Origin of the sequence: Allobrachymonas wangyanguii (genome assembly GCF_045055315.1) — a bacterium.
Taxonomy (GTDB): domain Bacteria; phylum Pseudomonadota; class Gammaproteobacteria; order Burkholderiales; family Burkholderiaceae_C; genus Brachymonas; species Brachymonas wangyanguii.
This window is the reverse complement of record NZ_CP173677.1, coordinates 1,064,819-1,088,690: the sequence shown is the minus strand read 5'-3', so window position 1 is coordinate 1,088,690 and position 23,872 is coordinate 1,064,819. Positions and strand designations below refer to the sequence as shown.

Genomic DNA, 23,872 nt, shown 5'->3' with positions numbered 1-23,872 from the left:
CACTCCCGGAGCGCTCATGAAAACTTCCAGCAAAATCCTCACTGCCCTCGCCGGCATCGCCGCCCTGCTCTTCAGCACCCAGGCCCGCGCCCAGCTCCAGCCCGGCGATGTCGCACCCACCTTCCAGACCCAGGCTGCACTGGCAGGCAAGCCGTTTACCTTTGACCTGGCCCAGTCGCTACGCCAAGGGCCAGTGGTGCTCTACTTCTATCCCAAGGCATTTACCAAGGGCTGCACGATCGAGGCCAATGCCTTTGCCGAAGCCACGCCACAGTTCCGCCAGCTGGGCGCCAGCGTGGTTGGCCTATCGCATGACAATATCGAGACGCTGAAGAAATTCTCCACCGAAGCCTGCCGGGACCAGTTTGCCGTGGCGTCCGATCCGCAGGCGCGCGTGATCAAGGCCTACCGCGCCGGCTCCATCCTGCCGGGCATGGCCAACCGCATTTCCTACGTGATCGGCACCGACGGACGCATCAAGTTCGTGCACAAGGGCATGGACCCGTACCAGCATGTGGAGCTGACGCTGAAGGCGGTGCAGCAGCTCAAGGGTCAGTAAGATTCTGGCCGGAATCCATATATCGAAAATGCGATAATTCCTGCATGACAGCTTGCAAGGAGATCGTTGGATGACTCAGGATATGCGCCCATCGGAGCCGGACAAGGTTCCTGTTTTTCCTGCGGTCTACGATTCGCTAGTCGACGAATTCGCGCTGGCAACAGAGCTGATCTCGGCGCGCGCCACTTCTGGCCTGACGCAGGCCGAAGTGGCCCGGCGCATGGGCACCAGCCAGAGCGTGGTGGCGCGGCTGGAAAGCGGATCGCAGCTGCCGTCTCTGCGCACGCTGCAGCGTTACGCACATGCCATTGGCTATCGGGCGGTGGTGCGGCTGGAAGCGCTGTAAGGTCCGGCTTCAGAACAGGCTGGATGCGATATTGATCATCAGCGCCAGCACGATGGCATTGAAACCATAGGCCAGCACGCAGTGCAGCAGGCCGGTTCGGCGCATGGTGGTGCTGGCAATAGAAACGCCCGCTGTCTGGCCTGCCTGTCGAATCGCTAGTAAGTGTAACAAAACACGACTATGATCAAGTCAACACGATTACGCAAGGAACACATGTCGCTCAAGCCCAAAGCCCTGATCGCAACTGCTGCTGTAGCCATCGCTGCCATTGCAGGCTATTCATACGCCTCCCCATGGATGACACTGAAGAACCTGAGGGACGATGCCATGGCTGGCAAGGCAGACAAGATGTCTGACTATGTTGACTTCCCGATGCTACGGGAGTCGCTGAAAGGGCAAATTCAAGGTGTCATGATGAATAGCCTTTCAAGCCCCGAGATGAAGGACAACCCTTTTTCCGGCCTTGCCATGGCAATGGCTGGGGGCTTGATTGACTCCATGGTAGGTACCCTGGCCTCACCGAATGGCGTTGTCAACATGGTGCAAGGCAAAGATGCTCGAGAAGAAGTAGCAGTCCAGACAGCACCAGCCCCTGCCACCAGTGACGCAAAGTCAGCCAAGGCATTCAATGGTGCCGTCAACTATGACGGCTACAGTCGCGTTATCGTCAAGGCCAAAGACGCACAGGATGGAGACCCCTATATCGTCATGAAACGTGAAGGCCTGTTCTCGTGGAAAGTGGTCGATATCCAGCTTGGCGCAATCAATGAGCAATAAGCGCTCAACCACCGCCTGTCGGTGGTGACAAGTGCGAGGGTCTTGCCTATCGAGCGCAATCTGATCTTCTCGGATTTTCCAGCAATCAACTTACAGATGCGGAAATTCTCACATCCAGAAAAAAGACCTGGAAAGCCGAAGCTTCCAGGTCCCTGTTTTCATTGGTAGGCCGTGCTGGACTTGAACCAGCGACCAAGGGATTATGAGTCCGGAACCATAGGATTTCGTAAGGCTTTATAACCCGTCAATGGTGATGTATAAGCCATTGATTTAAGGTGCCTTTTACCCCAATCGTCCTGAAAATTTCCCTTCATGGGGGTTTATTAAAGATCGCCCCCAGTCGCACCACCCACCCAACCACCATGAGGGGACGATTATGGGGAGCATCAAACTTACCGCGACGGCTATCGAGAAGATGCCGACGCCTGCAACACGCAAAGACGTTTATGACGGTGAAGTGCCGGGGCTGGTCCTCCGGCTGCTGCCATCCGGCACCAAGTCATGGAGCTTCACTTACCGGGTCAAGGGTATGCCGCGCCGCCTGTCGCTGGGCGTTTATCCGGGCGTGACATTGAAGCTGGCGAGGGAGCGCGCCCGGGAAGCCCGCGCCGCTGTCCAGCGAGGCGAAGACCCCGTAGAAGACAAGAAGGCCGAGGAACGGGAACGGCTGTATAGCGGCTTCGAGGCTTGCGCCAAGGATTTCGTCAAAAAGTACTGCAAGCCGAAGCTGAAGTCATGGGAGCAAATCGAGAGCGCCTTTGTCCGGCTGGCTATCCCCGAGTTCAAGGATCGCCCGGTCAAGGACATTCGCCGCCGCGACATTGTTGATCTACTGGAGAAGGTAGCCGCCAAGACGCCGGGGCAATCCAACCATCTGCGGGCGTACCTCTCCAAGATGTTTAACTGGCTGCTGGAGCGGGAGATTGTCGAGGTCAATCCGGTCGTCGGGATTGCGCAGCGGTACAAGCCACAAGTCCGGACCCGCATCCTGACCGACGACGAGGTTAAGGCGCTCTGGAAGGCAACCGGGCGCATGGGCGGGGCCTTCGGTGACTGCACCCGCCTCCTGCTGCTGTCCGGTATGCGCCGCGACGAGGCGGGGCTGTTGCGCTGGGATGAGGTGAGCGGGGAATGGGCCAGCCTCCCGGCCTCGCGCATGAAGGCAGGCCGCGACTACCGCGCCCCACTGTCGAAGAAGGCGCAAGCCATCATCGAAGGCCGTCCGCGTTTCGACAAGTGCGCCTTTGTCTTTACTACCAACGGCAAGGTAGCCATCAACGGCTGGGGCAAGGCCAAGCAGACGCTGGACCAGTACATGAGCGAGGAACTAGGAGAGCCGGTCGCCGACTGGCGGCTGCATGACTTGCGCCGCACCTGCGCTTCCGGTCTGGCGAAGCTGGGCGTTCGTGCCGAGGTCATCAAGCGCATCTTGGCGCATACCCCGCCAGCCGCTGACGTGACGGCATCGGTCTATAACCAGCACATGTATGACGCCGAGGCGCGGCAGGCCATCGAGGCATGGGCCGAGCATGTGGCCAGCCTGACCGACCCCAAGCCCGCCGAAGTCCCAGCCCCCGCCGAGGAAGGGGCCGAAGTCCCGGCCTAACCTCCCGCCCCTGGCCCCCGTAACCGCGCTATACCCCGCGAACGGGGCCTTCCCCTCGCTACCCTATAGCCCCGGCCCGAAACCCCCTTAAATCGCAGGTAACAAGGCCGGGGTTACCTCCAATCGCACCGCCCAGAAAACAGCAAAGGCCCAAGTCCTTGAGGGACCGGGCCTTTTCGCTTGAGACAATCTAATGTGAAATCAGGTCGCCTGATTTTGCTTCCATTTCTGGTACTGCGTCCGCGCCGTGAAGAAGGCGATGCCTTCTTCAACGCAGGCGGCGATGACATCCTTCCGCTTGGCCTCGGGCATCGAGTCGGCGATGTGCCAAACGCGCTTGGTTGGGAGTTCGATGGTCGAGTGGTTCTTCATCTTGATCGATTTACCGGGGACCTTCGGGGTATTCTTAGCCTTGCCAGGGATCGCCGGACCGAACTCACCATCACAGGCCAGGCAGGCGTATTCGAATTGGTCGTGCTTGATTTCCCGGCCATTCACTTCCTGGCCGTGGGCACCGATCCCATTCTCCAGGTCGATGCCGCAGTGCGGGCAGCTGTAGGCGTGGGCATCACCTTCGAAGTCGGCGCCGATCGGGGCGGCGGGCTTCTTGGCGGCTTCGGCTTCGATTGCCTTGAAGCCGAATTGACCTTCGATCTCAACGATCTCGTATTGCTCCAGACCGGCAGCCTTGGCGGCGCGGATGGCGGAAGACTTGGCGGCGTACAGTTTCATGATGTTCCCCTTGCTGGTTGGCGTCAGGGGCCGTTCCCCTGCTCGATGACTCAATAATCAAGCGAGGGCGCAGGGGTGGCACTCGGGGAGGCGATCAATTATTCGACTCAGCAAGCGCCTTTCGATACTTCCGGACTTGAGCATCGGCGGTGCTGTAGTTGATCCCAGCGGTAACGCAAGCCCGGACCATTTCGCCGTGACTGGCTCCCAGCATGGCGGCTGCGATGGAGCGCACCAACGCGACAGGGCCGATGTGGTGGGGTTCAGCGGGCCGGGATGGGTTGGCCGTTTCCTGCCGCTGGGACCTCTCCCAAGGGGTGGCAGGGGCCAGCCCGGAGAAAGCGCCCGCCTTGATTTGCCCAGCAAGGAACATTCGGCGCACCCGTAGCGCCAGATGCTCGTCAATGTTCGCAAACTCAGCGACCAGCAGGAAATCGGGGCTTTCTACCCAGTCGCGGTCGCACTCGTTCAGCGCCTGAAAGAACACCACCCCGAATAGGTTATGCAGTGCCTCTATCGGGGTGTGGATCAGCCCCGGCGTTATCGGTGGCAGATCGGGGCCATCGTTCTTTGCCGCTACCATGTCTCACCAGCGGGACAGGAAGACGGCGGCGGTCTGGTCGAGGTCGAGGCCGGGTGCCTCTCGGTCAAGCGCCGCCTGTAGCGTTTCGCTGGGGTCGGTCAGGTCGATAAGCTGGACGCCCGGAAAGCGCCCTTCCTGCACCATCCAGACGATATGCCCGAGGCGCTGCGCCTTGCGGTCTTGGCTGGCCGGGGCGCTAGTGTCGATGGTCGGAAGGTCGGCGGGTGCCTGTGCCTCGGGTATCCACAGGGGCAGGGCTTCGGGGTCGAAGGTCGGCGCGGGCGCTTGGTCGAGGGCCAGCGGGACGAGGGCGGCGAACGGGCCGCGCTCAACGGTAGCAAGGCGGGTCTGGTAGTTCTGGCTGCTGGCTTTAATCCAGTCGGCCAGCGCGGAAAGGGCCTGTTGGGCTGCGGTCATTTTGGGTCTCCTAATCTTTAATCAGGCGGTCCCGCGACGGGTCGCCTTGGTTACTCAACGGCTTGGGGTTCGCCCCTCCAGCGGTGGGGTGCCGGAGGGGGTGCCGGGTCGGTCAAATCTCGACGCGCTTGCTCGCCTGCGCCGCCAGTTCAGGGTTGTAGAAGCTGGTTGCTACCTTGCGGATGGCGGCTTCGTACTTGCCCGCCAGCTTCGACAGGCCGACGCTGTTGCTCAGGCTGGTATAGAGGTCCGGCTTGCGCGACTGGAGGGCTTCCAGCCGGAGGTTTTCATGGACGCTGGGGGCCAGCCCGACGAGGAACGAGGGGGAGTGCCAGAGGACGGCGGCAACATCATCGTTGTCGGCCATGGCGGCACGGATAGCCGGGATGTTGCCGGGGTCCTTCGCCTGCTCGCGCACCCAGCTACGAATCTCGGAATGCAGGACGCCGCTTTCCGACCGGGGGCCAAGGTGCAAGTCAGCCTGTGCCAGTGCGGTCGTTTTCAGCTTCTCGGCATGGGCTTCCAGCGCTGCCTTGGACTTCTCCAGATGGGTCGTCACCTTCTGGGCAAGCTGCTTGGCCGCGTCATGCTTGGCCGTCTCGGTTCGGGTGGGATCATTGACGAGGGCAGCAATCTTCTTGGCCGCGTCCTTGAGAACGATATGCGCGCCCTGCACGTCTGGCGCGACATGTGCATCAATGGCTTTGGGGTCCCCGAGGATGGCGGACAGGCCGCTGTCCAGCTGGGCGGTGTCGAGGAAGCTGGTAGCGTTGGGGTCTTTGACGAGGTACTTGGCTTGGGTGTTCATGTCTTCGCTCCTTAGTTACGAACAGTGATCTTTAGGTCGTTCTGCTTGCCCAGCGCGGCGGCTTCCCAGTCATCGAGAGAGCCGCCGAGAGGAACCAGCATCACTCCGCCCGGAATGGCTCCGGCGTTGCTGGCTTTCTGAATGGCTTGGATTTGCTCCTGCCGCATATCCGCGAGAATTTGCGTTGCAGCTACGCGGGCGGCGCTTTCGACCATGCCCACCACATCGCGGCCTTCTTCAGGTGTGACGTGCCCATCGAGAACGGCGCGGAGCAGGGTTTCGACGGGGTTCTCGCCTTCCTTGCGTTCCAGCTTGGGAAGGGGGCGGCCCTTGCGGGCGGGCATGATCCGGTCAAGGCAAATCTTCAGCGCCGTGGTGTCGCCGGATAGGGCCAGGTCAATGGCCTTGCGCGTCAGCTTCTCGCCTTCGCCTTCCAGCAGTTCCTCGCAAGCAATCGTGACCTTGTTACGGCTTCCCTTCGGACGACCTGCGCCGCCAGAGTTGCCGGGCAGAAACTTCCCACTTTTCGGGTCTTGAAGCTTTCCGCTTGGATGCAGGACAGGCTTGTCAGAATCGACGGCGGCGGCAGATTGCTGCTGTGCAAGCTGCTCGGCGGTCATTTTCCATGGGGGCGTTTTCATTCTTGGCAACCAATAAAATTCAGGGCTGCCGGAATGTTCACCGGTAAAAATCGGTGGGGCTCCGGGTAAATTGATGCCATTGCAGGCAAAAAAAGACCCCGGACAGGCGAACCCATCCGGGGCTAGGAGCGAAGCGCAGGCTTTGATTGCGCTTACCAGTGTTCCAACAGGGCGGCTCCGGGGAAAGCTGGTAGGTGAATTGTCATGGGGCCGTAAGCGGTGGGCTCGGTCTTTTTCGATCCCTACCCGCCAGTCCCTTCCGTAGTCCCGGCCAAGGCCCCCATCCCTGCCGGTAACGGGCCGAAACCGCGCTTTGGGGCCATTTCGCGGGATGGGGCATGGGGTAGGGAGGGGCTAGGGTAAAAAGGCGGTGGCGAGGGGGTTTCCGGGGTCAGCTTACCCCGTCGGGCACCACCGCCAGTCAGGGCGTTGGTCTAAGCCATTGTTTCTAATCGCTGGTCGCCTGTTAGACCCGGTGACTATGTATTCGCTGGCCCGTTATCCGGCATGACCACATGGGGGCTTTGGGTCGCGCCCGCCGTCGTGCTGCTCCCCTCCCTCGTTGAGGCTGATACTCCGCGACGGCATCAGTAATCGACTCGCGCCCGCCGAAAGTTCCCAAGGCAAAGGCTCGGCGTGTGTGCCGCCTTCGCGGGCCTGCCCGTCTTCCTCTCATGCCAAGGCTTTGACTGCTGCCCGGTATAGAGGCCGCTTCTGACTGGTCGCGTTCTCGATTGAACAGGAGGGGGCACAGAAGAATGCGCGTTTTACCCCAGATGGACCCCTAATCAAAAAGTTGATTTCTTTAATAAATATAAGGGGTTACTAAATATATGGGGTACAGGGGTACATGGGGTACTTAGGGTAGGGGGTTATGAAGATTCATCTAATCTGGGTATCTCTCTCTGTATTTCTGTACCCCTTGTACCCTGTACCCCAGACCAGCGGTAACACCTTGGTGGCATTAGGTTTTTGGCTGGGTACATCCGGGGTAATGGTGGGGTCCCCGGCGCTTTGGCGGCGACTCCGGCCCACCTGTGGCCATGACTGGACCGGATACGGGCACCCTTATATGGAGACCCGGATACTACTCTAAGTGATTGATATACCAGCAAATGGCATCTCCTGTTCACTTGAAGTTCATTTCCCTTCATCCCTATAATGTCCTCATTCACCGGGCGGTGCCCGATCGTGAGCCTCCAGCCAGAGGCCGAACCTTAGAGAGCGGTGCTCTCCGTAGTGAAAGTAATGGCGTCCGATTACTTGAACTTGGAGAACCACCATGCACCCGCTCACTTCCGCGCCCGAACTCAAGAGCGCAATCCTCCGCTACCCCGAAGTAGCCGTCCTGCTCAACATTTCGCAAGAGTCGCTTTACCGCTGGCAGCGCGTCGGCCTGTTCCCGAAGCCGGTGAAGTACGGCCCCCGCTGTGTCGGCTGGCCCCGCGAAGTCGTTGAGCAATGGCTGGCCGATAAGCGCGCTGCTCAAGCCGCAGATCAGTAATTAGTGGGGACGGCTCAAATTGAACCGCCCCGGGTTTCGAGGAGGCTGGTTGGTTTAAGTGGACACCTCTGCCAAGGTGTTGCTGTCGGCAAGTTGCCTCCAGTAGTTTGCCTCAGCTTCTGCCGGCGGGATACCCCCGATCGGCGTGAGCAGTCGGACGTGGTTGAACCAGTGCACCCATTGCAGGGTCGCCAGTTCCACGGCTTCCCTGGTCTTCCAGGGGCCCCGGCGATGAATCAGTTCGGCCTTGTATAGCCCGTTGATGGTCTCGGCCAGCGCGTTGTCGTAGCTGTCGCCTTTGCTTCCCACTGATGGCTGGATACCTGCCAGGCCCAGCCGCTCGGTGTAACGGATGCTGACGTACTGGCTGCCCCTGTCGCTGTGGTGCGTCAAGGCATGCGCTGCTGGCTGGCGCTCATACAGGGCCTGTTCCAGCGCATCGAGCACAAAGTCCGTGTGCATGCTGCGGCTGACACGCCAGCCCACGATGCGCCGGGCGTACACATCCACCACGAAGGCCACGTACAGCCAGCCCTGCCAGGTGCTGACGTACGTGAAGTCCGACACCCACAGCTCGTTGGGCCGGCTGGCCTTAAACAGCCGGTTGACATGGTCCAGCGGGCACGGCACTGATGTGTCCGGCGTGGTGGTGCGCATCGTCTTGCCTCTGCGTGCCCCTTGCAAGCCCATGGTACGCATCAGCCGCTCGACTGTGCACCGCGCCACCCGGATGCCCTCGCGGTTCATCTGCAGCCAGACCTTGTCGGCGCCATAGACCTGCCAGTTGGCATGCCACACGCGCTGGATGTCGGCTTTCAAATGGTCGTCATGCTGGGCACGTGCGCTGCGCAGTTGCGGGTTGCGTTGCCGGGCCGCATGGCGCCAGTAACACGACGGGGCCATCTGCAGCACCCGGCAGATGGGCTCGACCCCGTAGTCATCGCGGTGGCGGTCGATATAGGCCTTCACTTCCTGAGCTGGCGGTCGAGCTCCGCCTGCGCGAAAAACGCACTGGCAGTTTTGAGGATCTCATTGGCACGGCGCAGCTCCTTGACTTCGCGCTCCAGTTCCTTGATGCGTCGCGCATCCGAGGTCGTGGTACCCGCACGCAGGCCAGCGTCGATCTCGGCTCTCTTGACCCAATCGTGCAGGGTTTGCGGCACACAGCCAATCTTCGGCGCAATCGATTCGATAGCTGCCCACAACGAAGGGTACTCGGCTCGATGCTCCTGCACCATGCGCACAGCGCGCTCGCGCACTTCCGGGGAAAACTTGTTGGACTTGTTCATGGCTCCATCTTCTCAAGAGTTGGGGCCTCCTCCAAACCCGGGGCGGTTCAAATGATAAATAATATTCCGCTGGAGCTGCGACAGCTTCCGCAATGGGTAGTCGCGGCCGCCGATAAGAAGCCGCTAGACCCGAAGACCGGGGGCGCTGCCTCTGTCACTGATTCGACCACATGGGCGGCCTTCGATGTTGCCTGCGCCTATGCCGACCGGCACAGCTTGCGCGTCGGTTTCGTGCTGGCTGAATCCGACCCTTACACCATCATTGACCTGGACGACAAACCCGAGCGCCCGGCGACCGACGAGCAGAAGGCCCGCTTCGCCAAGATCGTCGAGAAGTTCGACAGCTACACCGAGCGGTCACAATCCGGGCGCGGCGTTCATATCGTCGTGCGCGGCAAGATGCCCGCTGGCGTCCATCGGGATGGCGTCGAGGTCTATTCCAGCGCCCGCTACATGATCTGCACCGGCGATGTAATGCACCCGCTGGAGATTGCAGCCCGGCAAGACCTGCTGGACGTGCTGTATGGCGAGATGAAGCCCGCTCCGCAAGTTGATCTGGAGGAGCGCGAGGAACTGCAAGACGACGCCGGCCTTGTGGAAATGGCGATGCGCGCCATCAACGGGGACAAGTTCAACCTGCTATGTGCTGGAGAATGGGCGGCGCTGGGCTACGAGAGCCAAAGCGAGGCCGACTTCGCCCTGCTGTCCATCTTCGCCTACTACTCGCCCAGCAATGAGCAGGTAAAGCGCCTGTTCCGAATGTCCGCCCTCGGCAAGCGCGACAAACACCGGGGCACCGATTACCGGATTGATCTGGCGCTTCGAAAGATCAGGGCGAATGGGTCGATGCCGGTCGATCTGGAGGCAATGGAGGAACTAGCCGCCCAAGTGGCAACCGCGCCACAAGCCCCCATCCCGGCCCCCTCCCATAGCCTTGCCCCTCGGCTGGAAGGCCCCGTTACCGGCGAGTTACCGCCCCCTCCGGGCTTGGTCGGCGAGCTGGCCCAGTACATCTATAGTTCGGCTATCCGCCCAGTGCCGGAGGTCGCTCTTGCTGCTGCGCTGGGGCTGGTTGCCGGGGTCGCCGGTCGCACCTATTACACCAGCGGCCTGCCGACTGGCCTGAACCTCTACTTGATCCTGCTGGCGAAGACCGGCATCGGGAAGGAAGGGGGCAAGCAAGGCATCAATCGCTTGCTGTCAGAGATCAGCCCCAGCATTCCGACCGTCAGCCGCTTCATCGGCCCGACTTCGTTTGCATCCGGGCAAGCCTTGGTCAAGCACTTCGAGGAGCGCCCCTGCTTCTATTCGGTGCTGGACGAGTTCGGCCATACGCTCAAGCGCATCACAACGCCCAAGGCATCCGGTGCAGAACAAGCCCTGCATAGCGAACTGCTGGCGCTGTATTCGCGCAGTGGGCCGGATGGCTTCGTCGGGGTGCAGGCATACAGCGACAAGGAGAAGAACACCGCCGTAGTTCGTGCCCCCAGCCTGACCATCATCGGTGAATCTACCCCGGAGGTCTTCTTCGGCTGCCTCGACAGCGCCTTGGTCCAAGACGGCTTGGTGCCTCGCCTGCTGGTGATCGAATACACCGGAGGCCGCCCGCCGCGCAATCGCTACGCAGGCGGCAAGCCGGACGCGACACTGGTTAGGCGGTTTGCCGATCTGGTTACGGTCGCCGTCCATGGTGAGCAGAACGGCAGCTTTGCAAAGGTCCATCTCGCCGCTGACGCCGAAGCCCTGCTGGATGCTTTTGACAGGGAATGCGATGACCACATCAATGGCGGGAACGCTGCCGAGGTCCAGCTATGGAACCGGGCGCACCTCAACGCGCTGAAGGTCGCCTCTGTTATTGCTGTGGGCTGTAACCCCTATCAGCCGCTGGTCACTGTTGAGCATGCCCGCTGGGCTATCGAGTTTGTCCGGCGTAGCGTCCATGCCGTCCAATCCCGCTTCGATAAAGGCGAAGTCGGCGGCGGCGATGGTGCCAAGGCGGAAGCGGCCATTCGTGCAGCGGTTTCTGACTTTCTCGCCATGCCTCCCGAGAAGCGCGAAACCTACAAGACGCCCAAAGCCTTCCAGACGGGCAGCGTCATCCCGCACTCCTACCTGTACGCGAAGTTGAAACGGGTTCAACCATTTAAGGACGAGCGCCGCCTTCTGGACGAAACCCTGAAGGCGTTGCTCGAAGCCGGGGCACTGCAACAGCTACCGCCGCAGCAAGTGCGGGAGAAATTCAAACTAGACACCAAGGCCTACTGCGTCGGCCATAGCTGGTAAAGGAGAAGCAAACATGAAAAAGAATCCGCACCTCGGCATCGTTTCCGACATCGCCGAATACCTGCACAGTAGCGCCCCCGTCGCCAGCCATGACCTGGCTCTCGGGGCCGCCATCGCTGTTATGTCCTCCTTCGCGGCTGGGCGCTATGTCATCCAGCCCGAAGGGATGCCGGAGGCCAGCGTCGTAACCCAAAGCGTCATGCTGCTGGGGGAAGTAGGCACCGGCAAGGGCTTGACCATGGTCGCCGTTGAGCGGCTGTTTCAGGTCGTCGGGGACCCGGCCATTGCCTCGGGCTTCACGACCCCGGAAACCCTGTGGAAACACGCAACCAAGAACCCCGGCCTGCTCTGGGTTCTGTCAAACGCCAACCATCACAGCTTGGCGGCACGAGACCCTAGCCTAGAGGGGAAGCGTCCCCAGCCCAAGCAGTCAGACGTGCTGCTGGAATTGCAGTCGAATACGACAGGGTTAGATGCTGTTTTCTATCCGCTGCCAATCCGCGATACGAAAACGCAACGCTTCAACCGGCAGGCACCGGTTACCTTGCTGGCGGAAACAACCCCGCAAGCTATGCTGGAGCGCTTGCCCGGATGGATGGAAGGCAGCCCGTTCTATGGGGAGTTGCTTTTTGTCGGTGCGGCTCGGCATCAGCGAACCCGCCATGCAGCATTGAGCGAAGACCCTTCCCCCGCACTGATTGCCAAGCTGCGCGAGTTGTCCGGGCAACGTAACAGCCCCGAGGCAGTTATGGTGCAGCTCGACGAAGAAGCGGCCAAGGTGTATCGGGCGCTGCTGGGCTACTGCCGCTTTGATGTTCCGACCCATGAGCCGGACGCGGTAGCCTTGCTGGCCGAACGGGTGTTGCGGGTGGCGGCTCTGTACGCTATCGGGAATGACCACAGGCAGCCGGTAGTGACAAAGCAGCTTATCGCCGAGGCGTTGGAGCTTGTGAAGTGGAGCCGGGAATACGCCCGGATGGGTTTGCAAGGCTCCCATGCCCGATGCTTCACGGAACTGGTGGCCGATGAGGTCCCGACTACCCATTAACCCCGCAGGCTGGGATGGGGGTTTGCACCCCCATCTGCACCACCGGCTTTTAGGGATGGCTGGCCCTGACTGCACCACCGCCAATCCTCGCCCCCTTGGTGGGGCTGGATGGCGGGGCGGTCAGTAAAGGCTGGTTTCCAGAAAAAGCCTTGGAAACCAAGGAGTTGGTGGGCCCTGCCGGACTTGAACCGGCGACCAATCGATTATGAGTCGACTGCTCTAACCAACTGAGCTAAAGGCCCGAAAACTTGTATCTTCCTACACTGGCAACCTGATTATGAGTCCCCTGCTCTAACCAACTGAGCTAACGGCCCGCCGCACACAGTGCAATCGCACATTGTACCGCGGGCCAGCCTTTGGCTGCAGCATCAGAACGAGCCAAACATCGTGCCCAGTGCAATCACCACCGACAGCGCGATCAGCGGGATCACGATCGTCATGGCAGCAATGTTCAGGTACGACTCCTTGTGCGTCAGCTTGCAGATCGACAGCAGCGTGATGATGGCGCCGCAATGCGGCAGCGAGTCGAACACACCGGCCGACATCACGGCCACGCGGTGCAGCAGGTCCGGACTGATGCCGGCTTCGGTCGCCATGCGCAGGTAGTCGGCGCCCAGCGTCTGCAGCGCGATCGACAGGCCGCCGGAAGACGAACCGGTGATACCGGCCAGCACGTTCATCGCCACCGCTTCGGAAATCAGCGGGTTGCTGGACACGTTCAGCACCGCATCGCGGATGATGGCAAAACCGGCCAGGCTGGCAATCACGGCACCGTAACCCACTTCAGAGGCGGTGTTGAAAATCGGCAGCATGGAGCCCAGCACGCCCTTGTTGATGCTTTCCTGCAGGTTGTCCCAGCGGCCAATACTCACGATCAGCAGCGTCACGATGGCCACCACCAGCGCAATGATCAGTGCCCACATGCCGGTCTGCTTGGTCGCGTCCATGGTCGGGAAGCGGTCCTTGATGAAGCCCCACTCCATGCCCGGGAAAATGCCGTAGGTGAACAGCGCGTTCACGCCAATCACCAGCACCAGCGGCAACAGCGCCAGCAGCAGCGGCATTGTCTTGTTGGCATCGCCGCTCATGTCGGCTTCACCCACCATGCCACGCAGGCCCACTTCTTCGTCGCTGTGGTTGCCATAGCCTTCGCCCGCGGCACGCGCCTTGTTCTCGCGCGTACGCAGCCAGAGCATGCCCAGCGAGAACATGATCAGGCCGCCAATCAGGCCCAGACCGGGCGCCGAGAAGGTGTTGGTGCCAAAGAACTTGATCGGGATCGCGTTCTGAATCGAGGGCGTGCCGGGCAGTGCCGTCATGGTGAAGGTGAAGGAACCCAGCGCAATCGCCGGTGCCACCAGGCGCTTCGGGATATCGGCGTCACGGAACAGCGACTTGGCAATCGGGTAAATGGCAAATGCCACCACGAACAGCGACACGCCACCATAGGTCAGGATGCCGCAGGCCAGCACCACCGTCAGGATGGCGTGCTTGCTGCCCAGCGTGCGTTCGATCCACTTGGCAATCGCCGTGGCCGCGCCCGAATCCGCCATCAACTGGCCAAACAGCGCGCCCAGCAGGAAGATCGGGAAAAACGCCAGCATGTAGTTGCCCAGCGCCCGCATGAAGGTTTCGGTATAGATCGGCAGCATCTGGCTGACGTCGCCAGACAGGATCACCGCCAGGGCCGCCATGATCGGGGCCAATAGCAGCACGGTGTAGCCACGGTATGCCAGGAACATCAGCAATACCAGTGACAGGACAATCGCGAGCGTACTCATGGATTTTGTCTCCTCGGTAAAAACCCGCAATTATGCAGTTCTGCCCAATCAAATCAGGGCTCAGCCTTGGCTGGCATGCAGGATTTCCATGGGGCGCTTTCCTTCAGCCTGTCAGTCTATCCGCCCTCTTCTTCCTGATAAAAAATCCAGCAAATACAATCAGTTGCAGACTCAAGCCAGAAACCCTGCAGAACCGGATTGTCAAAATATTTAATTGTTGAATTTTTCAATCGTGGAAAACCCTTAGAAGATTTCCGCCCTGACAATGAAAAACGCCACAGGCGCAAACCTGTGGCGTTCTTGTCTTCAGTGCTCTCAACTCAGCTCAGCTCAGCTTGAGCTCACGCGCTGCCGTCTGCGTCTTGCCGGCATCATCGGTCCACACCATGCTCAGCGTGCCGGACTTGCTGGCCACGAACACGAACTCGATATAGGGGTCGATCGCCACCGAAATCTCCGGGTTCCAGACAAACAGTTTCTGTCCGCCCAGGCTGGCCTCGAACTTGTTGACGATATTGCGCAGGATGGTCTTGCCGCTGTCGTCCGAGCGCAAGCCGGTCTCCATGCGGTGCGTGGTCTGGGCGCGCACGCGCACCTTCTCGCCCTTCTTGGGCGTCGCATTGCTGATCCAGATACGGGGGGGTCTGATCATCTTGGTTCCTCCTTACAGGCCGCAGCTGCCGGGTGCCACTTCAATGAACTGGCGTGTCATCAGCAGACGGCCATCGTTCATGCGTGCCAGCGCGCGGATGTTCTGCGAGGCGATCAGGCGCAGGCGGATCGCCGCCTCTGCCGCGCCCATGGCCGGGAAGAAATACAGGCGCGTAGCCAGCGGCACCGGATTGCTCTCGGCAATCACGATCAGCTCCTCGCACCAGTTGTTGCTGTCAATTGGCAGCGTCACGCGCACCTTGATCGGCACGGAAGACGGGTTGTCGCCCAGCACCGGCAGGTCCAGCTTCAGGCCATCGGCCAGCGGCTTGCCGCCCTTCAGGAAGTCATTCACCAGTTTGGTCACTTCCGGGCTGACCGGCGCATCGGCATTCTGTGCCAGCAGCACCGGCGACATCACGCCCAGTCCGGCACCCACGGCAGCGCCCTTGATCAACTGGCGACGCGCGGGCATCGCCAGGCTACGGTCAGAACAGGAAATCATCGAAGCGTCCCTTGATCCAGGCAAAGTCCTCCTTCACCATCTCGGTGGTGCGGACATCAATATCAATCTGCGTCTGGTGCACATGGCCGCTGGCCTTGTCCACCTCGTAGTCGAATTTGACCGCAATCTCTTCCTGCGGATCACCGTTCACCATCATGAAACAGAGGTTGTCGGGCAGGACCGGTACCACTTCCTTGCCAGCCACGCGCTCGGAAATATTGCGTGCCACGATCTTGCCGATGGCGTTGGCCACGTGCGCACTCTTCGGGTAGTAGCCGAACTGCGGCGAAATCGATCCCATCAGGTCACCGACAAAGTAGACCTTGTCATCGCTGCGCGCGGTGAAGAAGCGCGGGTCCATATCGGCCCAGCCGGTCGGCTTGCCGTCTTCATTCTTGGCAATCAGGCCAGCATGCCAGACCATGTCGGCGGCCTGGTGCGGCGGCATCAGGATGGCATCGTCAAAATCGTAGTCGCCAGCGGCGGTGACGATGCGCTTCTTGTACGGATCCAGGCTCTTCACGCCGGCATTCGGTACGTGCACGATGATGTCCGGATACAACTCCTCGAACGCCTGGCGGTAGCCTTCGCCAATCGGGCCGATCTTCGGCTTGGGATCCAGGATCAGGATCTTGCCGGGAATCTTGTTCTTCTTGATGTGCCAGGCCATCAGGCAGGCGCGCTCGTAAGGCGACGGCGGGCAGCGGTGCGGCGGCGGCGGCAGCGTCATCACCATGGTGCCGCCCTTGAAATTCTTCAGCTTGGCCTTGAGCGCCGGCATCTTCGCATTCGGGATATAGGCGCTGTTGAAATGGTCGCTGGTATAGGTCGCCGCTTCGCGGTCCTCGCCAAACCAGGCGTCAAAGGCATCGCGGATACCGCCAGACAGGATCAGGTAGTCGTAATCGACCTGGCCATGCGCGGTGCGCACGATGCGCTTGTTGCGGTCAAAGCCGTTGACTTCGGTCTGGATCAGGCGATAGCCGTACTTGTTGGCAGGGTGCGACATGTCGTGGTGCACGAAGTCGGTATTGACAATGTCCACCAGCCACTTGTTGCTCATCGGGCCGGACCAGAAGGTGGGGTTGCGTTCCAGCACCACTACATCGGCATTCGGCACCCACTGGCGCAGGTAGCGTGCGGTGGTCAGGCCGCCCCAGCCACCGCCACAAATGACGATGCGCGGGCCGCCCACATGGCGCGGCAGCAGGCGGGTTTCAGAAGTGATGACGGAAGGTGCCGCAATGGCGGACAGGGGCAAGCCGACGGCCGCACCCAGCGCCACGGCCGACGGCGCGGCCATGAAGGTTCTGCGTTTCATATAAAGAATGAAGGTCAATGCAAAAAGGGGGCGACAAGGCCACTGGCCAAAGCCAGCTGGCAAGCTTGTCGCCCCCGATGATACCCGAGTAGCATTTTGAATCACCGCTACCTCGGGTATTTACCCCTTCAGTGCTGCTTTATGCGCCCCAGATATCAGCAGTAATGGAGCGATACCAGCCGTCACCGTACAGCGCCTCCATGCGGCGGAAACGCGCATCGGCATCCAGCGGGCTCACGCCACCCGAATCCGGCAGCTCGATCACCTTGCTGCCCTCGGCCTTGTAGACGCCAGCCACGGAAATGCCGTAATCCGGCCCGATCAGGCTGTAGCAGGTATTGGCATACGAAGCCTGTGGCACCGGCTGGCCACGCAGCTGCGCGCTGATCACCGCGGCCACCAGCTTGCCCTGTGTGTTGGCGGCAAAGCCGGACTTGGGCATGGGTGCGGCAATCGTCGCATCCCCCACCACGAACACGTCCTTCACCTGGCTGGATTCGAACGTGGCACCGTTGACCGGCACCCAGCCGCTGCCATTGGTGACACCGGCTCGCTCGGCAATAAAGCCGGCCTTCTGCGGCGGAATTACGTTCAGCACATCGGCACGGTGGATCTGGCCAAACTCCGTTTCCACCTCGCGCTTGCCTGCGTCCACGCGCACCACCTCGCCGTCATCCACCTGGCCAACCCACTCGATCATGTCGCCGTACAGGGCCTTCCAGCCCTGCATGAAGAGCGCCTGCTTGGAGAATGCCGTCTTGGCATCCAGCAGCAGGATCTTGGATTTCGGCTTGTGCTGCTTGAAGTAGTGCGCCACCATGGCTGCACGCTCATACGGGCCGGGCGGGCAGCGGAACGGGTTTTCCGGAATCGTCATGACGAAGGTGCCGCCATCCTTCATGTCTTGCAGCTGGCGCTTGAGCAGTTGTGTCTGCGCGCCGGCCTTCCAGGCGTGCGGCGCCAGTTGGGCGGCAGCCTCGTCATAGCCCTGCAGCTTGTTCCACTGCATGTCCACGCCGGGCGACAGTACCAGCTTGTCCCAGCGCAGCGTAGCGCCGTTCGACAGCTTCACTGTCTTCGCGTTGGCATCGACCTGCTCGGCACTGGCATGCACCACCTCGATGCCGAGTTGGCGCAAGCCATCAAAGCCGTGGCCCAGGCTATCCCACTCCTTCAGGCCAGCCAGGTACAGGTTGGAGAACGGGCAGGTATAGAAACGCTGCGCCGGTTCCACCAGGGTGATTTTCACGTCCGGCTGGTAGCGGCGCAGATAGCGCGCCGCCGTGGCACCGCCAAAGCCGCCACCCACCACCACCACATGGGCCGAAGCCTGCTGCGCGCGTACCAGCGCAGGCGCCCCCAGCAACAGGCCGCCAGCGGCCATGCCGCCCAGAATCTGCCGACGGGAATAGGAGCTGTCATGCTGGCTCATCGCGGCACCTCCGAGAAATACTTGGCCAGGCCCTGCAGCTCGGCATCGCTGTAGCCCTTCATCAGGCGCGTCATCACGGTCGCATGCGGGACGCTGCCGGCCTTGAAATCCTGCAGGCGCTGCAGCAGGAAGTGCTCGGGCTGGCTGGCAATCGAGGGGATCGAGCCACTCGAGCGGCCATCCGTGCCATGGCAGTTGAAGCAGGTGGCAGCCGCCACCGCAATGTCCTGCAGCGCCGGCTGGGCCAGCGCCGGCATAGCCGTAGTCAAGGTGGCTGCCAGCACGGCAGCAGCAGGCAGCAGGCGCATGCGCGCCTGGCCCGAAGGGGGTGTTTCATTCCTGAAACGGGATGATTGCAGATCCAACTGGACACCTCATGATCATGGTTTACACAGGAAGGCAGGCACGTGACGCCCTACCCGCTTCGAGCCGACTTGGCTCTGGGGCATCAGCATAAGACGCAGAGCGTCACTTTTTCCACGCAACTTAGACAATTAAGAAATATGGATATCGACATCCAGACCGGGCTCGCCAAGAATTTTGAAAATTCCTTGAACCGGCTGCAAGAATGCTGCTACAATGCGTGTCTTCAGCGGCTGTAGCTCAGTTGGATTAGAGTACTTGGCTACGAACCAAGGGGTCGTGGGTTCGAATCCTGCCAGCCGCACCATACAGAAACCCGTTGCAGTTCGCTGCAACGGGTTTTTCGTTTGTCCGATACCTGAATCGCTCAGTGCATGCGCCGCCCATGCCACCAGAGCATCCCCAGCGCCAGCACGCTGAACACGGCCCCGGCATAAAAAGTGTACGCCGCTCCCAGTCGGTCCCACAGCATGCCAGCCAGCACGCTCGCCACCAGCATGGCGATGCCGCTCACCAGATTGAAGAATCCATAGCCGGTGCCGCGCAAATCTGCCGGCACGGTATCGGCCACCAGTGCCGCCAGCAAGCCTTGCGTCATCCCCAGGTGCACGCCCCACAGCGCCACGCCCGCCAGCACCACTGCCCAGTGCGCGCTGCTGGCCAGCACCAGGTCGGCCGCAATCAGCACGATCAGGCCTACTGCCAGCAGCCCCTGCCGGCTGACCCGGTCCGACAGCTTGCCAAACGGATAGGCCGACAGCGAATACACCGCATTCATCGCCACCATCACCAGCGGGATCAGCGCCAGCGCCATGCCGCCCTGCTCGGCGCGCAGCACCAGAAAGGCCTCGCTGAAACGTGCCAGCGTGAACACCGCGCCAATCGCCACCACCCACCAGTAGGCTGTGCCGAGACGTTGCAGGTTCTCGCGCCGGATCGGATTGACGCGCTTTTCGCGCACCGGGCTGGCCGGTTCGCGCAGGCCGAACAGCAGCAAGAGCACCGCCAGCACACCCGGAATCACGGCCACCCAGAACACGGCACGGAAATCATTCGCCCACAACAGCATCAGACCCACCGCCAGCAGCGGCCCGAGGAAGGCGCCCACGGTATCAAGCGATTGCCGCAGGCCGAAGGCGGCACCACGGATTTCCGGCGGCGTCAGGTCCGCCACCAGCGCATCGCGCGGCGCACCGCGTATGCCCTTGCCGACCCGGTCCAGCAGCCGCGCCGTCAGCACCAGCCCGGAGCTGCTGGCCACGGCAAATAGCGGCTTGGTCAGCGCGCCCAGCCCGTATCCGAGCACCGCCAGCCCCTTGCGCTTGCCCAGCCAGTCGCTCAGCACGCCGGAAAACACCTTCACGATCAGCGCCGTCGACTCGGCCAGCCCTTCGATGATGCCGACCGTGGTGGCGGAAGTCGCCAGCACCGTGACCATGAACAGCGGCAGCAGGCTGTGGATCATCTCCGAGGAAATATCCATCAGCAGGCTGACCAGGCCCAGCACCCAGATGCCCGCCGGCATGCCGCGCAAGCCCGACCGATTCACCGACATGCCACTCTCCTGCAGAAATTTGTCATTTTTTTACCTGCGACTTGTCACGACAGCAAATTCCGGTATACAATTTCATCTTTCAGCGGCTGTAGCTCAGTTGGATTAGAGTACTTGGCTACGAACCAAGGGGTCGTGGGTTCGAATCCTGCCAGCCGCACCATACAGAAACCCGTTGCAGTCCTGCTGCAACGGGTTTTTCGTTTGCCTGTCCATCAGCGCCCTTCCTGCCCGGCACGACGCAGATACGCGGCGTGGCCCTGCTTCATGCCCCACCAGGACAGCAGCCCCACCAGCATCAGCAGCACCGGTGCCGCGCGGAATCCCGGCAGGAAGCTGCCGCTCAGGTCGCGCACCAGGCCCCACAGCGGTGTGCCCAGCGCCAGGCCGATAAAGTAGGCCGTGCCAAAAAACGACCAGATCTTGCCAAAGTCACGCTGGCCCGCAGTTCCCGACAGCAGCAACGGCGGCTGCACGGTACCGTTGGACATGCCGGCCGCCATGAAGATCATGGCCACGAACATCAGTACCGCCGGGCTGCCATACACCATGTACGGCAGGTAGAGAAAGGTCAGCGCCTGCATGCCCAGCGACACCAGCATGGTGACGAGCATGCCGATGCGGTCATTCAGCCAGCCCAGCAGCGGCTTGAACGCCAGCAGACCCAGCGTCCAGACAATCATCAGCATCGAGAAGAAAGCCGTCTCCTCGGGCGGCTGCATTTTCAGCGGCAGCGTGGGATCGGAATAGATCGACGTGCCCTGCAGGTAGATCGCCAGCACCTGCGCCCCGGCATGCACCATGCCCATCACGATGACCATGGCGTATACCAGCCACAGCCAGGGCGAACGCAGCGCCTCGTGGTAGAGCTGACCCGGCTGGCTGGCAGGATCAGGCGAGCTCAGCGCCGGGTCAAAGCCGTGTGGCAGCAGGCCCACTTCCTGCGGCGTATCGCGCATCAGCAGCCAGGTCGCCAGCACCGGAATCACGAACACGATGACTGCGGCCAGCAGCATGGCTGCACGCCAGCCGGCACTGGACGAGACCATGGGCACCAGCAGCGACCACAGCATGCCACCCACGCCGGTACCGCCCATCACGATGCCAATCGCCGTGCCCTTGCCGCCGACAAACCAGTTGTTGACCCAGATGATGGGCACCAGATGAAAGCTCAGGCCATAGCCGGTGCCCAGCACGATGCCCGCCACATAAAAGTGCCACACTTCCGTGCTGGAGGCAAACAGCACCATGCCCACGGTCACCAGGCTGGTACCCAAGTACATCATGCGCTTGGCACCGAGCTTCGGGAACAGCGTCCTGCCCAGCAGCATCATCGACAGCACGATGGAGAGCAGCGTGAAGGTGTAGTACCAGAGAAAGGCACCGTTGCGCTGCGGGAACAGCTCCTGGATCACGTAGGGGTGAATGAAGGACAGTCCCGACAAGACGATGGAACCACCCATCATGACCAGGCAGCCCCCCAGCATGATGCGCCAATGCCAGCGGCTGAAGCCGCTTGCAGGACCCGTGCGGGCAAGAGTGGAAGTCGCCATCGGATTTCCTTGTGCTGGTTGCGCTGGAATGATTGTAAATTTCAACCATTTATCGCGGCGGGCAAAATGCAGGATTCCTTGATCTGGCGCAAGAAATCACCCGCTGCAGGCCCTATTCTGCACCGCACCATCCGGTTTTTGACAGAAGAATGTCGGTTTTCAGCTGCGCGGGCTCAGTGCATTACCCAGCAGGCGCGCGGTGATGTCCACCACCTCGACCATGCGCGCATACGGCATGCGGATCGGGCCGATCACGCCCAGCGTGCCAACCACCTGGCCGTCCACATGGTACGGCGCCGTCACCACCGACAATTCCTCGACCGGCACCACCTGGCTTTCGCCGCCGATATAGATATGCACGCCCTCGGCCTGGCTCGATTCGTCCAGCAGGCGCATCAGCAGCGTCTTTTGCTCGAACAGGTCAAAGGCACGACGCAACTGCGACATGTCGGAAGAAAAATCGCTGACCGACAGCAGGTTGCGTTCGCCCGCAATCACCACATCCTGCTCCGCGGCCGATTGCATGGCCTCGGTGCTGGCCTGGATCGCGGCCTGCATCAGGCCGGCAATTTCGCCACGCAGGCTTTCGACTTCGGTCTTGAGGCGCGCCCAGACCTGCTCCATCGCCATGCCGCTGTAATGCGCGTTCAGGTAGTTGGAAGCCTCGACCAGCTGGCTCTGGTCAAAGTCGGTTTCGGTGAACAGCACGCGGTTCTGCACATCGCCATCGGGCGAGACGATGATTACCAGGATGCGCTTTTCAGACAGGCGCAGGAATTCGATATGGCGGAATACCGAGCCACGGCGCGGGCTCATCACCACGCCAACGAATTGCGACAGGCTGGACAGCATGTTGGCTGCGCTGGCAATCACCTTCTTGGGCTGTTCGGGCGCCAGCGCCAGTTGCGGCGCAATATCCTGCAGTTCACGCGGCTGCACTGTGAGCATGGTGTCCACGAACAGGCGCAGGCCACGGCTGGTGGGAATACGCCCGGCCGAGGTGTGCGGGCTGGCGATCAGGCCCAGGCCTTCCAGGTCGGCCATGACGTTGCGGATGGTGGCGGCCGACAGCTCCAGCCCCGAGGCCTGCGACAGGGTGCGGGAACCGACCGGCTGGCCGTCTGCCAGGTAGCGGTCGACCAGGGTTTTGAGGAGCAATTTCGCGCGTTCATCCAGCATGGGATGTCATTTTAATGGTTTAATTCCAATCATGAAGAAACAGTTTCACCACGTTGCTGTCATTGGCAAATACCTGCAGGCGCCCAGTCCGCAAGCCTCCCCTTCCGAGGGGACGCCACAGACGGTTCTGCGCTCTGTCATCGGCTGTCTGCTGGCCCATGGCTGTCAGGTATCGGTAGAAGCTGCCACCGCCGAACGTAGTGGTTTGGGTGACATGTTTCCGACCCTGGCGCTGGACCAGATCGGCCGCCACTGTGACCTGGCGGTAGTGGTGGGCGGTGACGGCACCATGCTGGCCGCCGCGCGCCAGCTGGCTCCCAGCAAGGTGCCGCTGATCGGCATCAACCAGGGCCGTCTCGGCTTCATCACCGACATTTCGCTCACGCGCATCAACGAGACGATTCCGCCCATGCTGCGCGGCGAATACCAGGAAGACCGGCGCGCCATGATCCAGGGCCGCGTCATGCGCGAAGGCGAAGTGGTGTTCGAGGCGCTCGCCTTCAACGATGTCTGCATCAACCGTGGCAGCACCGCCGGCATGGTCGAACTGCGCATCGAGGTGGACGGCCACTTCGTCTCCAACCAGCGCGCCGACGGCCTGATCATTGCCACGCCTACCGGTTCCACCGCCTATGCGCTGTCGGCCGGTGGCCCGCTGGTGCACCCCTCGGTGCCAGGCTGGGTGCTGGTGCCGATTGCACCGCACACCCTGTCCAACCGCCCTATCGTGCTCAGCGGCAGCTCCGAGATTGCCGTGCGCCTGGTGGCCGGACGCAAGGCCAGCGCCAACTTCGATACGCAATCCCTGTCGCAGCTGCAGGCCGATGACTGCGTGATGGTCACCCGTTCGCGCCACGAGGCCGTGTTCCTGCACCCGATCGGCTGGAACTACTACGACACCCTGCGCGAAAAACTGCACTGGAACAGCGGGAGCAACTGACC

Annotated in this window: 25 protein-coding genes, 3 tRNA genes and 1 other annotated feature; of the genes, 11 read left to right on the top strand and 17 right to left on the bottom strand. The window is 61.4% G+C overall.

All coding sequences use genetic code 11. From position 1 onward, the window contains the following. Positions 1 to 16 precede the first annotated feature (16 nt). Together ACI3EV_RS05245 and ACI3EV_RS05240 are read left to right on the top strand one after the other, a co-directional pair. A complete protein-coding gene (locus ACI3EV_RS05245; protein WP_337692012.1) occupies positions 17 to 559 on the top strand; it encodes a peroxiredoxin in 543 nt (180 codons plus the stop codon). A gap of 70 nt (positions 560 to 629) precedes the next feature. Continuing rightward, positions 630 to 905 carry a helix-turn-helix transcriptional regulator gene (locus tag ACI3EV_RS05240; protein WP_337692013.1) on the top strand — a complete coding sequence of 92 codons (276 nt, stop codon included), beginning with the start codon at positions 630 to 632 and terminating at the stop codon, positions 903 to 905. 9 nt (positions 906 to 914) lie between these two features. Here the strand turns inward: ACI3EV_RS05240 and ACI3EV_RS05235 are convergent, their stop codons facing one another. Then, the gene (locus ACI3EV_RS05235) at positions 915 to 1,010 is read right to left on the bottom strand and encodes a hypothetical protein (protein WP_405198046.1); all 96 of its coding nucleotides are present in this window, start codon (positions 1,008 to 1,010) and stop codon (positions 915 to 917) included. A 108-nt stretch (positions 1,011 to 1,118) separates the two neighbouring features. On the opposite strand from ACI3EV_RS05235, the gene ACI3EV_RS05230 reads away from it, so the two are divergent. Continuing rightward, complete coding sequence (locus ACI3EV_RS05230; RefSeq protein WP_337692015.1) at positions 1,119 to 1,682, top strand: DUF2939 domain-containing protein; 564 nt, start codon at positions 1,119 to 1,121, stop codon at positions 1,680 to 1,682. Positions 1,683 to 2,058: 376 nt separating this feature from the next. Continuing rightward, a complete protein-coding gene (locus ACI3EV_RS05225; RefSeq protein WP_337692016.1) occupies positions 2,059 to 3,288 on the top strand; it encodes an integrase arm-type DNA-binding domain-containing protein in 1,230 nt (409 codons plus the stop codon). 201 nt (positions 3,289 to 3,489) lie between these two features. On the opposite strand, the gene ACI3EV_RS05220 is transcribed toward ACI3EV_RS05225, so the two are convergent. The 5 genes from ACI3EV_RS05220 to ACI3EV_RS05200 form a co-directional block, all read right to left on the bottom strand. Beyond that, positions 3,490 to 4,020 (bottom strand): hypothetical protein, encoded by a 531-nt coding sequence (locus ACI3EV_RS05220; protein WP_337692017.1) that lies wholly within the window; start codon positions 4,018 to 4,020, stop codon positions 3,490 to 3,492. 94 nt (positions 4,021 to 4,114) lie between these two features. Continuing rightward, positions 4,115 to 4,603 carry a hypothetical protein gene (locus tag ACI3EV_RS05215; RefSeq protein ID WP_337692018.1) on the bottom strand — a complete coding sequence of 163 codons (489 nt, stop codon included), beginning with the start codon at positions 4,601 to 4,603 and terminating at the stop codon, positions 4,115 to 4,117. Between the two features lie 3 nt (positions 4,604 to 4,606). Next, the gene (locus ACI3EV_RS05210; RefSeq protein ID WP_337692019.1) at positions 4,607 to 5,020 is read right to left on the bottom strand and encodes a hypothetical protein; all 414 of its coding nucleotides are present in this window, start codon (positions 5,018 to 5,020) and stop codon (positions 4,607 to 4,609) included. Positions 5,021 to 5,132: 112 nt separating this feature from the next. After that, positions 5,133 to 5,828: a hypothetical protein gene (locus tag ACI3EV_RS05205; protein WP_337692020.1), complete on the bottom strand. Its 696-nt coding sequence runs from the start codon at positions 5,826 to 5,828 to the stop codon at positions 5,133 to 5,135. Between the two features lie 11 nt (positions 5,829 to 5,839). Beyond that, positions 5,840 to 6,448, bottom strand: a complete 609-nt coding sequence (locus tag ACI3EV_RS05200) for a DUF5681 domain-containing protein (RefSeq protein WP_337692021.1) — start codon at positions 6,446 to 6,448, stop codon at positions 5,840 to 5,842. Positions 6,449 to 7,751: 1,303 nt separating this feature from the next. Between ACI3EV_RS05200 and ACI3EV_RS05195 the strand changes: the two genes are divergently transcribed. After that, positions 7,752 to 7,973, top strand: coding sequence for an AlpA family phage regulatory protein (locus ACI3EV_RS05195; protein WP_337692022.1), 222 nt, complete (start codon positions 7,752 to 7,754; stop codon positions 7,971 to 7,973). Positions 7,974 to 8,027: 54 nt separating this feature from the next. Here ACI3EV_RS05195 and ACI3EV_RS05190 read toward each other — a convergent pair. Then, positions 8,028 to 9,262, bottom strand: a protein-coding gene (locus tag ACI3EV_RS05190; protein ID WP_323030487.1) for an IS3 family transposase whose coding sequence is annotated in 2 segments (ribosomal slippage) — positions 8,028 to 8,974 and positions 8,974 to 9,262 — 1,236 coding nt in all. Because the reading frame shifts where the segments join, the coding sequence is not laid out codon by codon here. Then, positions 8,868 to 8,984, bottom strand: a sequence feature (AL1L pseudoknot). Its footprint overlaps the gene before it by 117 nt. A gap of 51 nt (positions 9,263 to 9,313) precedes the next feature. Between ACI3EV_RS05190 and ACI3EV_RS05185 the strand changes: the two genes are divergently transcribed. Beyond that, complete coding sequence (locus ACI3EV_RS05185) at positions 9,314 to 11,545, top strand: DUF3987 domain-containing protein (protein WP_337690581.1); 2,232 nt, start codon at positions 9,314 to 9,316, stop codon at positions 11,543 to 11,545. A gap of 13 nt (positions 11,546 to 11,558) precedes the next feature. Beyond that, positions 11,559 to 12,593, top strand: coding sequence for a hypothetical protein (locus ACI3EV_RS05180; protein ID WP_337690582.1), 1,035 nt, complete (start codon positions 11,559 to 11,561; stop codon positions 12,591 to 12,593). A gap of 165 nt (positions 12,594 to 12,758) precedes the next feature. Here the strand turns inward: ACI3EV_RS05180 and ACI3EV_RS05175 are convergent. After that, positions 12,759 to 12,835: transfer RNA gene (locus tag ACI3EV_RS05175), tRNA-Ile, on the bottom strand. 126 nt (positions 12,836 to 12,961) lie between these two features. Continuing rightward, positions 12,962 to 14,374 (bottom strand): GntP family permease, encoded by a 1,413-nt coding sequence (locus tag ACI3EV_RS05170; RefSeq protein WP_337690583.1) that lies wholly within the window; start codon positions 14,372 to 14,374, stop codon positions 12,962 to 12,964. Between ACI3EV_RS05170 and ACI3EV_RS05165 the strand changes: the two genes are divergently transcribed. Then, positions 14,373 to 14,588, top strand: a complete 216-nt coding sequence (locus tag ACI3EV_RS05165; protein WP_337690584.1) for a hypothetical protein — start codon at positions 14,373 to 14,375, stop codon at positions 14,586 to 14,588. The two genes, ACI3EV_RS05170 and ACI3EV_RS05165, sit on opposite strands and share 2 nt — an antisense overlap. 111 nt (positions 14,589 to 14,699) lie before the next feature. Here ACI3EV_RS05165 and soxZ read toward each other — a convergent pair whose 3' ends face one another. From soxZ to ACI3EV_RS05140, 5 genes are all read right to left on the bottom strand, one after another. Further along, positions 14,700 to 15,026 (bottom strand): thiosulfate oxidation carrier complex protein SoxZ, encoded by a 327-nt coding sequence (gene soxZ / locus ACI3EV_RS05160; RefSeq protein WP_337690585.1) that lies wholly within the window; start codon positions 15,024 to 15,026, stop codon positions 14,700 to 14,702. 12 nt (positions 15,027 to 15,038) lie between these two features. Then, positions 15,039 to 15,530 carry a thiosulfate oxidation carrier protein SoxY gene (locus ACI3EV_RS05155; protein ID WP_337690586.1) on the bottom strand — a complete coding sequence of 164 codons (492 nt, stop codon included), beginning with the start codon at positions 15,528 to 15,530 and terminating at the stop codon, positions 15,039 to 15,041. Beyond that, positions 15,514 to 16,851, bottom strand: a complete 1,338-nt coding sequence (locus ACI3EV_RS05150) for an FAD-dependent oxidoreductase (protein ID WP_337690587.1) — start codon at positions 16,849 to 16,851, stop codon at positions 15,514 to 15,516. Before ACI3EV_RS05150 ends, ACI3EV_RS05155 begins: the two co-directional genes overlap by 17 nt. Positions 16,852 to 16,990: 139 nt before the next feature. Further along, positions 16,991 to 18,283, bottom strand: a complete 1,293-nt coding sequence (locus ACI3EV_RS05145) for an FCSD flavin-binding domain-containing protein (RefSeq protein ID WP_337690588.1) — start codon at positions 18,281 to 18,283, stop codon at positions 16,991 to 16,993. Beyond that, positions 18,280 to 18,591 carry a c-type cytochrome gene (locus ACI3EV_RS05140; RefSeq protein ID WP_329770257.1) on the bottom strand — a complete coding sequence of 104 codons (312 nt, stop codon included), beginning with the start codon at positions 18,589 to 18,591 and terminating at the stop codon, positions 18,280 to 18,282. Before ACI3EV_RS05140 ends, ACI3EV_RS05145 begins: the two co-directional genes overlap by 4 nt. Before the next feature lie 284 nt (positions 18,592 to 18,875). On the opposite strand from ACI3EV_RS05140, the gene ACI3EV_RS05135 reads away from it, so the two are divergent. Further along, a tRNA-Arg gene (locus ACI3EV_RS05135) sits at positions 18,876 to 18,953 on the top strand. 60 nt (positions 18,954 to 19,013) lie between these two features. Here ACI3EV_RS05135 and ACI3EV_RS05130 read toward each other — a convergent pair. Beyond that, positions 19,014 to 20,201 carry an MFS transporter gene (locus tag ACI3EV_RS05130; protein WP_337690589.1) on the bottom strand — a complete coding sequence of 396 codons (1,188 nt, stop codon included), beginning with the start codon at positions 20,199 to 20,201 and terminating at the stop codon, positions 19,014 to 19,016. An 82-nt stretch (positions 20,202 to 20,283) separates the two neighbouring features. On the opposite strand from ACI3EV_RS05130, the gene ACI3EV_RS05125 reads away from it, so the two are divergent. Next, positions 20,284 to 20,361 (top strand) — tRNA-Arg (locus ACI3EV_RS05125). A 52-nt stretch (positions 20,362 to 20,413) separates the two neighbouring features. On the opposite strand, the gene ACI3EV_RS05120 is transcribed toward ACI3EV_RS05125, so the two are convergent. Further along, entirely contained in the window at positions 20,414 to 21,751 is a 1,338-nt protein-coding gene (locus ACI3EV_RS05120; protein WP_337690590.1) for an MFS transporter, read from the bottom strand. 159 nt (positions 21,752 to 21,910) lie between these two features. Then, positions 21,911 to 22,930: a heat-inducible transcriptional repressor HrcA gene (hrcA, locus tag ACI3EV_RS05115; protein WP_329770254.1), complete on the bottom strand. Its 1,020-nt coding sequence runs from the start codon at positions 22,928 to 22,930 to the stop codon at positions 21,911 to 21,913. A gap of 31 nt (positions 22,931 to 22,961) precedes the next feature. Here hrcA and ACI3EV_RS05110 point away from each other — a divergent pair, with 31 nt between their 5' ends. After that, positions 22,962 to 23,870, top strand: coding sequence for an NAD kinase (locus ACI3EV_RS05110; protein ID WP_337690591.1), 909 nt, complete (start codon positions 22,962 to 22,964; stop codon positions 23,868 to 23,870). Positions 23,871 to 23,872 lie beyond the last annotated feature (2 nt).

What these genes read in the sequence shown, in the direction of transcription:
- ACI3EV_RS05185 (WP_337690581.1), top strand. Translation starts at nt 9,314, where the DNA reads ATGATAAATAATATTCCGCTGGAGCTGCGACAGCTTCCGCAATGGGTA.
- ACI3EV_RS05205 (WP_337692020.1), bottom strand. Translation starts at nt 5,828, where the DNA reads ATGAACACCCAAGCCAAGTACCTCGTCAAAGACCCCAACGCTACCAGC.
- ACI3EV_RS05220 (WP_337692017.1), bottom strand. Translation starts at nt 4,020, where the DNA reads ATGAAACTGTACGCCGCCAAGTCTTCCGCCATCCGCGCCGCCAAGGCT.
- ACI3EV_RS05210 (WP_337692019.1), bottom strand. Translation starts at nt 5,020, where the DNA reads ATGACCGCAGCCCAACAGGCCCTTTCCGCGCTGGCCGACTGGATTAAA.
- ACI3EV_RS05215 (WP_337692018.1), bottom strand. Translation starts at nt 4,603, where the DNA reads ATGGTAGCGGCAAAGAACGATGGCCCCGATCTGCCACCGATAACGCCG.
- ACI3EV_RS05180 (WP_337690582.1), top strand. Translation starts at nt 11,559, where the DNA reads ATGAAAAAGAATCCGCACCTCGGCATCGTTTCCGACATCGCCGAATAC.
- ACI3EV_RS05165 (WP_337690584.1), top strand. Translation starts at nt 14,373, where the DNA reads ATGGATTTTGTCTCCTCGGTAAAAACCCGCAATTATGCAGTTCTGCCC.
- ACI3EV_RS05240 (WP_337692013.1), top strand. Translation starts at nt 630, where the DNA reads ATGACTCAGGATATGCGCCCATCGGAGCCGGACAAGGTTCCTGTTTTT.
- ACI3EV_RS05225 (WP_337692016.1), top strand. Translation starts at nt 2,059, where the DNA reads ATGGGGAGCATCAAACTTACCGCGACGGCTATCGAGAAGATGCCGACG.
- ACI3EV_RS05110 (WP_337690591.1), top strand. Translation starts at nt 22,962, where the DNA reads ATGAAGAAACAGTTTCACCACGTTGCTGTCATTGGCAAATACCTGCAG.
- ACI3EV_RS05145 (WP_337690588.1), bottom strand. Translation starts at nt 18,283, where the DNA reads ATGAGCCAGCATGACAGCTCCTATTCCCGTCGGCAGATTCTGGGCGGC.
- ACI3EV_RS05245 (WP_337692012.1), top strand. Translation starts at nt 17, where the DNA reads ATGAAAACTTCCAGCAAAATCCTCACTGCCCTCGCCGGCATCGCCGCC.
- ACI3EV_RS05140 (WP_329770257.1), bottom strand. Translation starts at nt 18,591, where the DNA reads ATGCGCCTGCTGCCTGCTGCTGCCGTGCTGGCAGCCACCTTGACTACG.
- ACI3EV_RS05235 (WP_405198046.1), bottom strand. Translation starts at nt 1,010, where the DNA reads ATGCGCCGAACCGGCCTGCTGCACTGCGTGCTGGCCTATGGTTTCAAT.
- ACI3EV_RS05150 (WP_337690587.1), bottom strand. Translation starts at nt 16,851, where the DNA reads ATGAAACGCAGAACCTTCATGGCCGCGCCGTCGGCCGTGGCGCTGGGT.
- ACI3EV_RS05130 (WP_337690589.1), bottom strand. Translation starts at nt 20,201, where the DNA reads ATGTCGGTGAATCGGTCGGGCTTGCGCGGCATGCCGGCGGGCATCTGG.
- ACI3EV_RS05170 (WP_337690583.1), bottom strand. Translation starts at nt 14,374, where the DNA reads ATGAGTACGCTCGCGATTGTCCTGTCACTGGTATTGCTGATGTTCCTG.
- ACI3EV_RS05195 (WP_337692022.1), top strand. Translation starts at nt 7,752, where the DNA reads ATGCACCCGCTCACTTCCGCGCCCGAACTCAAGAGCGCAATCCTCCGC.
- hrcA (WP_329770254.1), bottom strand. Translation starts at nt 22,930, where the DNA reads ATGCTGGATGAACGCGCGAAATTGCTCCTCAAAACCCTGGTCGACCGC.
- ACI3EV_RS05230 (WP_337692015.1), top strand. Translation starts at nt 1,119, where the DNA reads ATGTCGCTCAAGCCCAAAGCCCTGATCGCAACTGCTGCTGTAGCCATC.
- ACI3EV_RS05200 (WP_337692021.1), bottom strand. Translation starts at nt 6,448, where the DNA reads ATGACCGCCGAGCAGCTTGCACAGCAGCAATCTGCCGCCGCCGTCGAT.
- soxZ (WP_337690585.1), bottom strand. Translation starts at nt 15,026, where the DNA reads ATGATCAGACCCCCCCGTATCTGGATCAGCAATGCGACGCCCAAGAAG.
- ACI3EV_RS05155 (WP_337690586.1), bottom strand. Translation starts at nt 15,530, where the DNA reads ATGATTTCCTGTTCTGACCGTAGCCTGGCGATGCCCGCGCGTCGCCAG.
- ACI3EV_RS05120 (WP_337690590.1), bottom strand. Translation starts at nt 21,751, where the DNA reads ATGGCGACTTCCACTCTTGCCCGCACGGGTCCTGCAAGCGGCTTCAGC.